This window comes from Pseudomonas sp. B21-056 (assembly GCF_026016325.1).
Lineage (GTDB): Bacteria > Pseudomonadota > Gammaproteobacteria > Pseudomonadales > Pseudomonadaceae > Aquipseudomonas.
Genome location: NZ_CP087203.1, coordinates 2,772,336 through 2,786,417 on the forward strand (window position 1 = coordinate 2,772,336; position 14,082 = coordinate 2,786,417).

Consider the following 14,082-nt stretch of genomic DNA (forward strand, 5'->3'; position numbering starts at 1 on the left):
TTCAAACCACTCCGTGTGTCGCCAATGTCTCGAGACGCGCCGCCAATTGCTGATGCAGGGCGCCTTGCTCGAGAAGGGTGAGGTGCTGCGCCTGGACGACGTCGCGGGTCAGTGGCCCGCTGCTCAGGCGTTCCCAGTGCGGGTCGACGAACTCGGCCTGGGCCAGGGTGTCGCTGGCCCACCAGACATGAACCGGGCAGCTTAACCGTGCAGGCTTGAAGCTGGCCAGCAGGTGCTGCGTGTGTTGCTGGTAGCGCAGCCGTGTTTGCAGGTGTTCCCAACTGTCGCCATCGAGTTGCAGGCCTTGCTGGCGGGCCCATTGCACCAGTTCCGGCAGGCGTGCCCCGGGGGGCAGGGCGCTCAGTTGCGCGGTCAGCGTGGCCATGACCGGCGGCGGCAACTGACGCATCAGCGTCTGGCTGTCCGGGGTCAACGCCTGCGACGCCGATTCCAGCAGCGCCTCGACACTGTCTTCCGGCGCCTGATGCTGGTATTGCGAGTCGAGGATGCCGAGGAAGGCCACTGCTTCGCCCTGGCGTTCCAGATGCGCGGCAGCGGCAATCGCCAGCAGTCCGCCGAGGGAGAAGCCCAGCAAGTGATAGGGGCCGTGGGGTTGCTGCTGGCGCAGGTGCTCGACATAGAGCGCGGCGAGGCTCTCGATGTCACCGTCCAGCGTGGTGCTGTCTTCGGCCAGGTAGGCCGCCTGCAAGCCCCAGAGATTCCAGGCGTGCAGCGGGGCCAACAGCGTGCGGTAGTCCTGCACATGGCCGGTGGACGGGTGGAAGCAGAACAGATTGGCCGCCTCGGCCTTGGTGTTGTGCGGCGACAGCCTGACCAGCGGCGAGAGCTTGAGCTCGGCCTGCACCAGCGCCGCAAACGCCGACACGCTGGGGGCGTTGAACACCGCATTGACCGTCACCGGTGCCGACAGCGCCGTTTGCAGGCGACTGGCAAGCGTCACCGCCGCCAGGGAGTGGCCGCCCAGTTCGAAGAAATCATCGTCGATGCCCACCCGTTCCAGGCCCAGCACTTGCGCCCAGACATCGGCGAGCAGGGCTTCCAGCGGTGTACGCGGCAAGGCACTGCCGACCGTGTCGAGGACCTTGTCGGCCCATTGCTGCAAGGTCTTGCGGTCGAGCTTGCCGTTACCCATCAGCGGCAGTGCTTCGACAATCCGCAGGGAGGGCAGCATGTAGTCCGGCAGGCAGTCCTGGGCCTGGCCGTGCAGCCGGGCGACGCTGGTCGAATGCCCGGGCGCCAGGGTCATGAAGGCGAACAGTTGCTGGCCGAGTTCGCCACGGGGGATGCATTCCACCGCAGCCTGGGCAACACCGGGCAGGCCGGTCAGTTGCGCCTGGATCTCGTCGAGCTCCACGCGGAAACCCCGGATCTTCACCTGGCGATCCGCACGCCCGGTGATTTCCACGCTACCGTCATGAAGATAGCGGGCCATGTCGCCGGTGCGATACAGACGCTCGCCGGGCCGTTGTGGCAGTTGGATAAAGCGATCGGCGCTCTGTTGCGCGTCCAGGTAACCCCGGGCCAGTTGCGGGCCTGCGATGTACAGCTCGGCGTTTTGTCCGGGCGCGGCCAGTGTCTGCTGGTCGTCGAGCAGGTACAGGCGCATGCCGTCGAGACGGTCGCTGAGGGGCAGGCGACGATAATCCAGCGCCGGCTCGACGGCGTGCATCACCACCCCGACCGTGGTTTCGGTGGGGCCGTAGTGGTTGAAGATTTTCAGCGTCGGCGCATGGCTGCGAATGCTCTGCAACAGGCGTCGCGAGCAGCTTTCACCGCCGAGGATCAGTTGCTTGCGCGGCAGCACGGCAGCACTTTGGGCGTGGATCAACCAGGCGTCGAGCAGCGACGGCACGACTTTCAGGTGATCGATCGGGTACTGCGCCTGCCATGCGCCCCAGGCCTGGGCGTCCATGGCGGTTTCCTTGTCCAGCAGATGCAATTCGCCGCCGCTGAGCAGCGCCGGGAACAGCAGGGTGTAGCCGAGGTCGGCCGCCAGGGAGGTGACCACCGCGCTGCGCTCGCTTGCTGCCAGCTCCAGGCGTCGGGAGACGCTGGTGACATAGCTGCCAAGCTGTCCGTGCTCGACAATGACGCCCTTGGGCGTGCCGGTGCTGCCCGAGGTGAACAGCACGTAGGCCGCGTCCTCGGGTTGGATCTCAAGGTCCGGAGCACCCGTTGGTCCTTGCTGCCAAACCGCTTCATCGCGCAGGTCGAGGCTACCGATAGCGGGCAGGGCGGGAGCGCTGCCAGCCGTGCCGCTGAGGACGAAGACTGGCTTGGCCTGTTGCAGGATCGCCAGGGAGCGTTGCGCCGGCTGCTGCACGTCCAGCGGGATGAACGCCGCGCCACTCTTGAGCACCGCGAGCATGGCCAGCACCATCTGCACCGAGCGATCCAGGTACAACGCCACGCGGTCCTCGCGACCGACACCCTGGGCGCGCAGGTAATGCGCCAGTTGATTGCTGCGTGCGTCCAGTTCGGCGTAGCTGAGCTGCCCGTTGTGGTCGCGCAGGGCCAGGTGTCCGGGGAACTGTGCGGCACACGCGCTGAAGCGCGCCGGTACGCAGGCAAACGCCGACGGCACATCAAGCGGGGCATGCAGTGCCGCCAGCGTCGCGGCGAAGCCCGGTGCCTGCAGCGACAGCTCCGACAGCGGCTTGCCCGGGTTGGCGAGCGCATCGAGCAGCAACGACTGCAACTGCTCCAGCAGCGTCGTGGCGGCTTGTTCGCTGTAGCGGCTCGGCGGATGAGACAGGCTCAGGCGATAGTCGCCGCCAATGGTTTCGACTACCAGTAGCAGTTCCATGCCCGACGGGATGGCTTGGAGGTCCAGCACGGCAAGCGTCGCTGCGCTGCTACCGAGGACGCTGAGTGGTCCAGGCAGGCTCGCACCCCATTGGAAACCGTAAGGCGAGGCTTCGACCGTCTGCGCAGTGCTGACGCCGCAATACTCCTGCCATTCAGTGGCTTGTTCGCACAGCGTTTGCAGATTGGCCAGCGCCTGGGCAAAGGAACTGTCGGGAGCCGGCTGCCAGCGCAAGGGCAGCGGCTTGGCGAACAGGCCCCAGCAGTCGGCGAGTTCTTCGTAGTCGTCGCGGCAATCATGGACCCAGTTCAAGGTCAATGCCGGGCTGTCACCGGTACTCAGTCGCTGCAACAGTACGCCCCAGGCGGTCATCAATACCTGTTCCGCTGACGCCTGCTGGCGAGCGGCGAAACCCTCCAGGGCCATGCCCAACTGCGGGCTGGCGATCAGGCGGGTGGTCACCGGAGTATCGCTGCGGTCGCTGCGCACCTGACGGTAGAGCAGTCCGCTCGCGGCCGCTTCATCCAGCGCCTGGGTTGCCCAGAAGCGCCGGCCATGCTCGGCGTCGTCATCGGCCTGCAATTCGTAGAGCCAGGCGCTGTATTGGGTGTAGGTCATGGCTTCGTCGTCGAACGACGGTGCCTGCGCCGAACCCAGTGCCTGGGCCAGACGCAGCAAGGTGCCGCGATCCGCGCTCAGGGCCGGCAGTTGCAGTGTCACCCGATGCCGATCGGCATCCACCGATTGCACTTGGATGCCGATCGCGTCGGCGGCGGACTCAACCACCTGCAATGGCATCAGCAACCCCGGCTCCGGCCGCACCCGCAAGCGCAGGGCCTCGTGGCAGGCACTCAACGCGGCGAGCCGTTGCTGCAAGCGCTCCAGCGCCAACGCACCGCGAATCTCCAGCTCCAGCCGCACCGCCGGCAACCCGCCCAGCCATTGGCTGCGCTGCTGCGGCGAGAGGGCGAAGGCTTCTTCACGCTTTTCGTAAGCCGTCATGCCAGCACCTCCGCCACCGGCTGCGCTTCAGGCAGATGCCCCGTCAGCTCTTCGCGGCGCATCATCTGGCCCATGGCGACGCAGATCTTGCGCTCGCCTTCAAAGGGGTCCCGGGCGTGGGCCACCAGCATGTTGTCGAGCATCACCATGTCACCCTTTTGCCAGGTAAACCGCACCGCGCAGTCTTCATAGGCCGCGCCGATCACCTCCATCACCGCGTCTTCGATCACGCTGCCATCGCCGTAGTAGACGTTGCGCGGCAGGTGCTCCGGGCCGAACAGATTGATCAGGTTGCTGCGCACTTCAGGCTCCAGGCAGGCGGTGTGGTGCAGTTGCACCTGGTTGAAGAACGACAGCTCGCCGGTCTCTGGGTGTTCGACGATGGCCGGGCAGTGCTGGGCGATACGCAGGTTATCGACTCCCAGCCATTCCCAACGCATGCCCGACGCCAGGCATTGGCGTTCGACTTCCTCGCGTTGTTCGGTCTTGAAGAAATCCTGCCAGCGCACGTCCAGCTTGTCGGTGAAGTGGCGCACGTAGAGCAGGCCGTGGGTTTTCAGGCGGGTGACGATGTCGTTCGGCAACCGCGCCAGTACCTGGCGGCAATCGACGATGGGCGTGCAGCCGCCCACGGGCGATGGGGTTTCGCAATAGAACCACTGCTTGCGCGGCCACTGCGGCAGGTGCGAGCTCTCGTTGTGGAAGAGAATCATGTGTTGTTCCGGGTACGGCGTGGAATGGTAGATGTTCTTGCCGGAGGTGTTCTTCGGCAGGTCACCGTAGGTCCCGTAGAGGTCCGGTTCGATGGCCTGGGCGAACTGTTCGAAAGCGGCGGCGTCCGGCAGGTTGAAGCCCCGGAACAACAGGCCGCCGTGGGTGCGCAACTGTGTGTTGATCCACTCGCGGGCTTGCAACGCCCAGTGCACCGGATCGAGGTCGCCCAGCAATGGCTCGATCACCAACGGCAGGGGCTGTCCGGCGATCAGGCTGCGGCTGCGCACCTGTTCGTGGGCCAGCTGGCTGACGGCGGTGGCGCGGGTCTGCTTGAGCTTGCTCAGCTTGGAAAGCTTGCGAGCGCTGCGGGCCGTGGCGTCATCGGCGGGCGAATCGGGCAGGGCCGGCGCGGTGTTGCCCTGACCTTCTTCAAGGCGCCAGGACCAGTTGTCCAGCGCCTGCCCGGAAGCAGCGGCAATCTGCTCGACCAGGCTTTCGAAGCCCTGCTCAAGGCGCTTGACGGTCGCTTCCTGCAACACGCTGGTGCGGTACACCCAGCGCACGTTCAGGCCCTGTTCTTCGTCTTCTTCGACAAACACCGCGAGGTCGAACTTGCTGCTCTCCAGGCGCGGCACCAGGTGCTCCACCGCAAGGTCCGGCAGGCTGGCGTTGCCGCTCGGCGTGTTCTGCATGACGAACAGCACCTGCACCAGCGGGTTCACCCCAGGCGTGCGCGGCGGTTGCAGTTCTTCCACCAGCTTGTCGAACGGCACTTGCTGGTGCTGGAAGGCCGACAGGCAATCTTCACGCAAGCGTTGCAGGCGGATGTCGAAAGATTCGCCTTCGGTCAGGCGCGCGCGGATCGGCAGCACGTTGACGAAGAAACCGATCAGGTGCTCCAGGGCCGGGTGTTCGCGGTTGGCCAGGTCGGTGCCGACGATGAAATCACTGGCCCCGGTGGCGCGCTGCATCAGGCTGTTGAAAGCGTTGAGCAGGACCATGAACAGCGTCGCCCGTTGTGCTTGCGCATACGCCTTCAGCACCTGGGTCTGGGCCGCCGTGAAGCGCTGCTCCAGCGCCGCACCCTGGTAGTCGGGACGCGCCGGACGCGGGCAATCCAGCGGCAGCGGGATCAGCGTCGGCGCGCCGTCCAGTTGCCGACGCCAGTAATCGATGGCCCGGGCCAGCAGGCGCTGCTGGGCCTCGCTGCGTTGCCAGTGGGCATAGTCGGCGTACTGGATCGGCAGCACTGGCAGGGCCGGCGTCGAACCGCTGGTGTACGCCTGATAGCCGACGATCAGCTCCTGGACGAGGATGCCCATGGACCAGGCGTCGGTGGCGATGTGATGCAGTACCAATTGCAGCACATGATCATCCGTGCCCAGGCGCAGCAGATTGGCGCGCAGCATCGGCGCCTGTTGCAAGTCGAACGGGGTGCCGGCCTGCTCATCGATCAGGCGTTGCAGGGTGTCTGCCTGCGCCTCGTCGGTCAGCTGAGCCAACTCGGTCGGCGTCAGGTCGACCCGTGGCGCCGGGCTGATCACCTGGCAGGGCTGGTCACCGTTGAGGTGGAAGGCGGTGCGCAACGACTCATGACGCTCCAGCACAGCCTGCAACGCTGCTTGCAACGCCGGGATGTCCAACGCCCCACGCAACCTCACCACGGTACTCATGTTATAGGCGGCGCTCGGACCTTCGAAGCGATCGAGGAACCACAGGCGCTGCTGGGCGTAGGACAACGGCAGCGGCTGGTGACGTGGTGCCAGGGCGATTTCGTTGTCGCCCTCGGACGCGACCTGGGCGTCGCGCTGGCGATCAACCGCTTCGGCCAGTTGCTCCAGGGTGCCGCGTTCGAACAGCGTGCGCAGCGGCAGGCTCACGTTCAGGCGTCGACGAATCCGCGACAGCACCTGGGTCGCCAGCAGCGAATGGCCGCCGATGGCGAAAAAGTCATCGTGCACACCGACGCTGTCCAGGCCGAGGATCTCCTGCCAGAGTTCGGCCAGGACTTTTTCCGTGGCGGTGCGCGGTGCCACGCACAGCTCATCGCTCGTCTCGGCCTGGGGCACGCCTTGGGCGGCGAGGGCGCGGCGGTCGACCTTGCCGTTGGCGTTCAGCGGCAATTGTTCAAGGGCCAACCAGCGGGCCGGGACCATGTAGCTCGCCAGTTGCGTGGCCAGGTAAGCGCTCAACAGCTGTTGCGCAGGCTCGCCACCCAGACCGGCAGCGCTGTCGAGCACGTACCAGGCGACCAGTTGCAAGGCACCCCGGGCGTCGGGCAGCGCCAGGACGGCCGCGCTGTCCACCGCTGGGTGCTGCATCAGGCGGTTCTCGATTTCACCCAGTTCGATCCGATGACCACGGATCTTCACTTGCTGATCGCGACGGCCGAGGTACTCGATCACGCCATCGGCGCGCATCCGCCCGATGTCGCCGCTGCGATACAGCCGCGCACCCGCCTGGAACGGGTGCGGGACAAAGGCTTCGCGGGTGCGCTGCGGGTCGCGCAGGTAACCGCGACCCACACCGACGCCACCGATGCACAACTCACCGGGAACGCCGATGGGCACCATGCGCAGGTCCGAATCCAGCACGAACACCTGGTTGTTGGCGGTCGGTTTGCCGATCGGCATGTGCAGGCAATCGTCGGTCGGGGCTTCGGCAATCGGGTGGAACGCAACGTCGTCCGAGCATTCCGCCGGGCCGTAGGCGTTCATCAACGGGATGGCCGGGAAGCGCCCGAACCAATCCCGCGCCAGGGCCGGCGGCAGGGCCTCGCCGGTGGGCAGCAACCAGCGCAGGCTCGCCAGGTCGTGATGTGCCTGACTCTCCTGGAGCATGCCGCGAATCAGCGCCGGCACGGTTTCCAGCAGCGTCAGCCCGTGTTCCTGGACGGCGTCGAGCAGGGCCACCGGGTCGTGGGCCTGGGCATCGGCAAGGATGTGCACGGTGGCGCCGAACAGCGGCGCGGCGAGGAACTGCCACACGCAGATATCGAACGCCGCCGAGGCCGTCTGGGCAATCCGGTCGTGCTCGCCCAGGCCCAGGCTCGGCACCTTGCCGAACATGTTGTTGAGCATGCCCCGTTGCTCGACCATCACCCCTTTCGGTGTGCCGGTAGAGCCCGAGGTGAAGATCACGTAGGCCAGTTGGTCGGGGGTGTGGGCGTAGCTGACCGGTGCTCGTTCGCCGCTTTGCCAGAGCGCCTGGGCGATCAGGCAGGTGGGTTGCCGGTGCATCTGCGGCAGGACGTTGTCCAGCGTCGCCGTCGCGTTCTCGCAAACCAGCAGCAGCGGCGCTTCACCGAGGTTCAGCAGTTCCGCCAGGCGCGCCGGCGGTTGCTGGATGTCCAGGGCCTGGAACGCGGCGCCGACCTTGAGCGTGGCGATCATCATCGTCAGCAAGGCCAGGCCACGCTCGGCAAACAGCGCCACCAGGGTTTCCGGACCGGCGCCGGCCTCTTGCAGGGCGTGAGCGATGGCATTGGCGCGGCGGTCCAGTTCGGCGTAGGTCAGTGACTGGCCCTGGCAGACCGCGGCGATGTGTTGCGGGCGGCGGCGCACCTGATCGGCGAACAGCGCCGCGTAGCCGCGCTCCAGCGGGAACTCGACCGCGCTGCGGTTGCATTCGACCTGCAACTGCTGGCGCTCCGCTTCGGGGAGCATGTGCAGGCTGCCCAGTGGCGCTTGCGGCTGCTCGAGCATGCTCGACAGCAGTTGCACCAGATGGCCGAGCATGCGCTGCACGGTGTCGGTGCTGAAGCGCTGGCTGTCATAGGACAGGCGGATGCCCAGGCGGTCGCCAGGGTAGAGCACCACGGTCATCGGGAAGTTGGTGTGCACCCGGTCTTCATAGATATCGATGCTGAAGGCGTCCAGTTGCACGCTGCTGATGTCCAGCGGGGCGTTCTCGAACACCACCAGGCTGTCGAACAACTGCTGGCCGCGGGGCACTTCGCTGCAACGCTGGATGTCCACCAGCGACGCGCTTTCGTGCTCGCGCAGTTGCGCATTGTGGGACAGCAATGCCTGCAGCCAGTCGGCGACCAACGCTTTGGGGTCGACATCGACCCGCAGCGGCAGGCTGTTGATGAACAGCCCGACCATTTCCTCCACCCCGGCCAGATCGGTCGGGCGACCGGCCACGGTCACGCCGAACAGCACATCGCGATTACCGCTGTAGCGCGCCAGCAACAACGCCCAGGCGCCCTGGATCCAGGTGTTCGGCGTCAACTGGTATTGCTGGCAGAGCTGCTGCAAACGCTGGGTCTGGGCGATGCTCAGGGTCTGGTCGAAATCGCCGACTTGCTCCGGCGCCTGCTCGGGACGGGCCACGGGGCTGTCCACGTGCAGCGGCGTCGGCTCGCTGAAGCCGGCCATCTGCGCTTGCCAGAAGGCGTGCGCGGCGGCCATGTCATGACGCTCCAGCCAGCTCATGTAGCCGCGGAACGAACGCAGGCGCGGACGGGCCACAGGCTCCTGGCGGACGATGGCCTGATAGATCGCCAGCAAGTCCTCCATCAGCAGGCCGAAGCACCAGGCATCGGTGAGGATATGGTGGAAGCTGCGCACCACGGCGAAGCGGCGCTCATCGAGCTGGAACACCCGCAGATGGGTCAGCGGCGCACCGGCCATGTCGAAGCCTTGCACGCGTTGTGCTTCCAGGGCTTGGTCCATCGCCAGGCGTTGCTGGTCTTCATCGAGATGGCGCAGGTCCTGCCAGTCGAAGGCCCGATGGGTTTGCCGGTAGACGCATTGCAGCGGCTCATGGTCTTCCTGCCACCAGAACGCGGTGCGCATCATCGGATGCCGTTGCAGGAACAACTGCCAGGCCGCTTCCATGGCCGGGCGCTGCAACGCGCCGTCCCAGCTGTAGCGTTGCTGCATCAGGTAGATGCCGCTGTGGGGTTGCAGCAGGGTGTGCAGGAGCATGCCCTGTTGCATCGACGACAGCGGGTAGACGTCTTCGATGTTCGACCAGTCCAGGGGCTCGGCCGCCAGGGTCGCCGCTTGCTTGTGGCACAGCGGGAAGGCCTGGCTGGCGGGGCGCAGGTCGGTGGCGGTGCGCAGCCCGGCGAGTTCGACCAAGCGTTGCATGAGCCGTGGCGCCCAACTGGCGGCGAGGGCGCCCTGGCTGCGCAGGTGCAGGCAATCGTCCTGCCACCAGGCGTCGAGTGTCAGGGGGCAGGCAGACGCCGCCAATGGGTTCGCCGCTTCGACCCCGGTGAGGATGCCGTGCTCCTCGCGATGGCTGTCGAGGTTGCCCAGCCAGCGAATGGCGACCGCTGCCGCTGGCAGATCGCGCAGGGGTTCTTGCAGGTAAGTGTTGTCCGACAGGTAACGCAGGGCGCCGTAGTCGACGCCGTGTTGCGGATAGGCGCGCATCTGCGCAACCAGGGTCTGCACGCGTTGCAGGAGGCTGTCGCCTTCGGTCTGGAGAAAGTACGGCACCGCCAGATCCAGGGGGCCGAGGATGCGTGCCGGTTCGAGGTCGGCCACGGCGATGGCCGCATCGACAGGCAAGCGTTCGGTGGCGGGGCGGGTGCCTTGAATGCTCAGTGCGATCAGGCCGTCGCCGCCCAGCTCACGGCATTGTTCCACCACGGCAGCGGCCAGCAGGCTGTTCCAGTCCAGCTGCAGCACCTCGGCCACGCGCTTGAGTTCGCTGGAGGTGGTGGCTGGCAGGGCGTGCTCGACCACGCTGCTGGTTTGCTCGCTTTCCGGCAGTTGCAGCGGTTCCGCGCCGGCGTATTGCAGCCAATGTTCCCAGGCCTCGTCCAGGGCATCGCTTTGTGCGTGTGCCTGCTGGTGCCGCGTCCACTGGCTGAAATCGCCGCCGGCATAGGACAGGCGCACCGGCCGTTGATACTTCAGTTGCGCCAGCGCCAGGTTGAGGTCGCTGAGCAACAGCGACCAGGATGCCTCGTCCACGCACAAAGGGTGAGCGGCCAGCAACAGCGACGGCTTGCCGGCCACGTCCAGCAGGCAGGCATGCAAGGTCTGGCCGGCGTCCAGTTCAAGGGCGTCGACACCGGCCTGGGCCAGGGCCTGCAAGTGCACCGGGTCGCACACGGCCAGTGTCTCGCGGCTGATCAGCGGCGCCTTGGCCGCGCCCAGTACCCGTTGCTGCCATTCACCTTCCGGCAGCGCTTTGAGTGCCAGGCGCAAGGCCTGGTGATGTTGCTGCAAGGCTGTGAGCGCTTGGCCGAGCAGGTCGCTGTCGATGGCCTGGGCCAGCGCCACGCAGCGCCAGGTGGCGTCGAGCGGTCCTTGTTGCAGGCGCGCCAGTTGACCCGCGCCCAGTGGCAACTCGTAGCCATCGGAAAGGCTTTGCGCCACTCCCTGGCTGGCATCGGCACCCAGGACCCGGGCGATATCGGCGATGGTGCGGTTCTCGAACAACTGCCGGGGCGTGAGCTTCAGCCCTTGCTGATTGGCGCGGGCGATGATCTGCAAGTTGATGATCGAGTCGCCGCCCAGGGCGAAGAAGTTATCGTGCACGCCAACCCGCTCAAGCTTGAGGACGTCTTGCCAGATCTCGGCCAGCAGCGTTTCGACTTCATTGCGCGGGGCGACGTGGCTGGCGTTGTCAGCGGTGGTTTTTTGCGGCGTCGGCAAGCGCTGGACGTCGACCTTACCGTTACGGGTGAGGGGCAGTTCATCGAGGGTGATGAAATGCGCCGGCACCATGTAGTCCGGCACCCGGGCGCTGAGGTCGTTGCGCAGCTTGGCCGGGGAAATCGATTGGCTGGCGACCAGCCAGGCCACCAGCCGCGGGCTGCCGTCCAGTTCGACGACGCGCACCAGGGCCTGCTCGATCAGCGGCGACAGGCGCTTGATCTGCGCCTCGACTTCGCCCAGCTCCAGGCGGTTGCCACGGATCTTCACTTGGCTGTCGACGCGGCCAAGGAACGCCACCTGACCGTCGACTTGCCAGCGCACGCGGTCGCCGGTGCGGTACCAGCGTTGGTCGTTCGCATCGAGATGGAAGCGCTCGGCGGTGAGGTCGTCCCGGTGCAGGTAACCCCGGGCGAGGGCGCCGCTGATCAGCAGTTCACCGGACACGCCGATGGCCGCCAGGCGCCCGTTGCCATCGACCACCCGCAGTTGACGGTTCGGCAGCGGACGACCGAGGGCAATGCTGCGCAGGCCCGCAGGCAGTTCGGTGGCAATGGCGCCGACAGTCGCCTCACTCGGGCCATAGTGGTTGAACACCTTCAAGCCCGGTGCCAGGCGATTGACCTGCTCCAGCAGCGCCGGGCTGAGAGCGTCGCCACCGAACACCAGCAGCGAGCGTGGCAGCAGGCGCGCATCGGGCAGCGCCTGCAACAGGCCGGCGAGATGACTAGGGGTGATCTTCAGCACATCCACCGGATGCCGGTCGAAAAGTTCGGCCAGGGCCAGTGGGCTGAAACCGCTGTCTTCATCCACCAGCAACAGGCTGGCACCGCTGCACAGGGCGCCGAATAGCTGGGTGTGACCGAGGTCGGCGGCGATGCTCGACAGCAAGCCGTAGCGGGCGGCCGACGGCGGGTTGAGCACGGCTTGCACCGCCGTCAGGTAGTCGACGATGGAGCGGTGCTCGACCACCACGCCCTTGGGCGTGCCGGTGGAGCCCGAGGTGTAGATCACGTAGGCGGCATCGCTCGGGCTGTGGGCCACGGCCGGTGGCGTGTCCAATTGGCTGGCGATGGCCTGTGCCTGTTCCGTCAGCCACAGCGTCGGCGTGTGTTCGGCCAGGCCCTTGAGCAGCGGCGAAGGCGTGGCGCCGATCAGCAGCGCGGCGCGGCTGTCCACCAGCACGTCGACCAGGCGGCCGGCGGGCTGCTTGATATCCAGCGGCAGATACGCCGCGCCGGCCTTGAGGGTGGCGAGCAGGGCAACGACGAAATCGGCGCTGCGTTCCAGGGCCAGGGCGACCACGCTGTCGTGGCCGATGCCCCGGGCGCGCAGGTACTGGCTGAGGCGGTTGGCCTGCTGGTCCAGCTCACGGTAGGTCAGTGCGACCTGGCGATCGCGGACCGCCAGTTGCTCGGGGTCCGCGGCCACCTGTTGTTCGAACCGCTGGTGCAGGCAGTCCTGGGGCACCGACAGTTGCGCACCGAGACCCTGCACCAGCAGTTGCTGGCGTTCTTCCGCGCTCAGCCATTCGAGTTCATTGACCCGGCACTGCGCTTGCGCGGTCATCGCCAACAGGATCGAGCGCAGTTGCGCGGACAGCACCGCCACCTCGGCATCGCTGAAGCGGCTGCGGTCGTAGCTGATCAGATAGTGCAACTGTTTGTCCGGCATCACGATCAGCGACAGCGGGAAGTGGTTGCGGCCCTGGGTCAGGGTGATGCCGTCGGCCTGCTGTTCGCTGGCCGGGGCGCTGAAGCTCAAGCCGCCGGTGTCCTGGTTCAGTGCATCGGTGACCGGGAAGTTCTCGAACACCAGGATCGAATCGAACAGCGCCTGTTCGGCGGCAATCCGCGTCATCGACTTGAGTTTGCCCAGGGGCAGGTAGGCGTGGTGGCGCAGGTCGCTGTTGGCGTGCTGCAACTGCTGCAGCCAGTCCACCAGCGCCGGGCTGTCGGCCCACTGCACCCGCAGCGGCAGGGTGTTGATGAACAGGCCGACGGTGCTGTCGACCGCCGCGAGGTTCTCCGGGCGGCCGGCGACGGTGACGCCGTAGACCACGTCGTCACGCCCGGCGTGCTGGCCCAGCAGCAATGCCCAGGCGCCCTGGATCAAGGTGTTGATGGTCAGGTCGTGGCGGCGGGCGAACTGCGACAGCTGCTCGGTTTCGCTGGCATCCAGCCGGCTTTCCCGCTCGGCGAAAGGTGCCCCGGCAGGCGCTGTCTGGCGCACGGCAAAGGTGGGCAGCGGGGTCGGTTCGCTCAGGTCCTGCAACTGCTCGCGCCAGAAGCCTTCGGTGGCGGCCATGTCCTGCTCCGCCAGCCAGGCGATGTAGTCGCGGTAGGGGCGGGTCGGTGGCAGCTGGGCAGGGCGGCCGTGGGCCTGCTCGTAGTAGAGCGCCAGCCATTCCTGCACGGCGATGCCAACGCTCCAGCCGTCCATGAGGATGTGATGGAAGGTCCAGCTCAGGTGCCAGCGCTCGGGGGCCAGGCGCACCAGGCACACGCGCATCAGCGGCGACTCGTTCAGCTCCAGGGGCTGGGCCCGTTGTTCCAGGGCCAATTGCTCCAGGGCCGCCTGCGGGTCGGCACGGTCCTGCCAGTCCAGTTCGGTCAGGGGCAGGTCGACGTCCTGTTGCACCACCTGATAGGCATCGTCCAGTTCTTCCCAGAGAAACGCGCTGCGCAGCACAGCGTGGCGCTGCATCAGTGCCTGCCAGGCGCCGCGAAAGGCGTTCAGTTGCAGCGGGCCGTGCATTTCCAGGCTCAATTGCTGGTAATACACCCGCGAATCCGGTTCAAAGACACTGTGGAACAGCAGGCCGTGCTGGGTCGGCGAAAGGGAGTAGATGTCTTCGATGTTGTTCATGCTGGCTTGGTCCATTTCAAAGGCTTGAAAACAGTGAGTGTCGGGCTGGCGCCG

Annotated in this window: 2 protein-coding genes; both read right to left on the reverse strand. The window is 66.5% G+C overall.

What is annotated here, in order from left to right; translation table 11 throughout:
- Position 1: 1 nt before the first annotated feature.
- On the reverse strand, positions 2-3,829 hold the full coding sequence (locus tag LOY67_RS12330; RefSeq protein ID WP_265067430.1) for a non-ribosomal peptide synthetase: 3,828 nt from the start codon (positions 3,827-3,829) through the stop codon (positions 2-4).
- Complete coding sequence (locus LOY67_RS12335) at positions 3,826-14,028, reverse strand: non-ribosomal peptide synthetase (RefSeq protein ID WP_265067431.1); 10,203 nt, start codon at positions 14,026-14,028, stop codon at positions 3,826-3,828. Before LOY67_RS12335 ends, LOY67_RS12330 begins: the two co-directional genes overlap by 4 nt.
- Between the last annotated feature and the right edge of the window lie 54 nt (positions 14,029-14,082).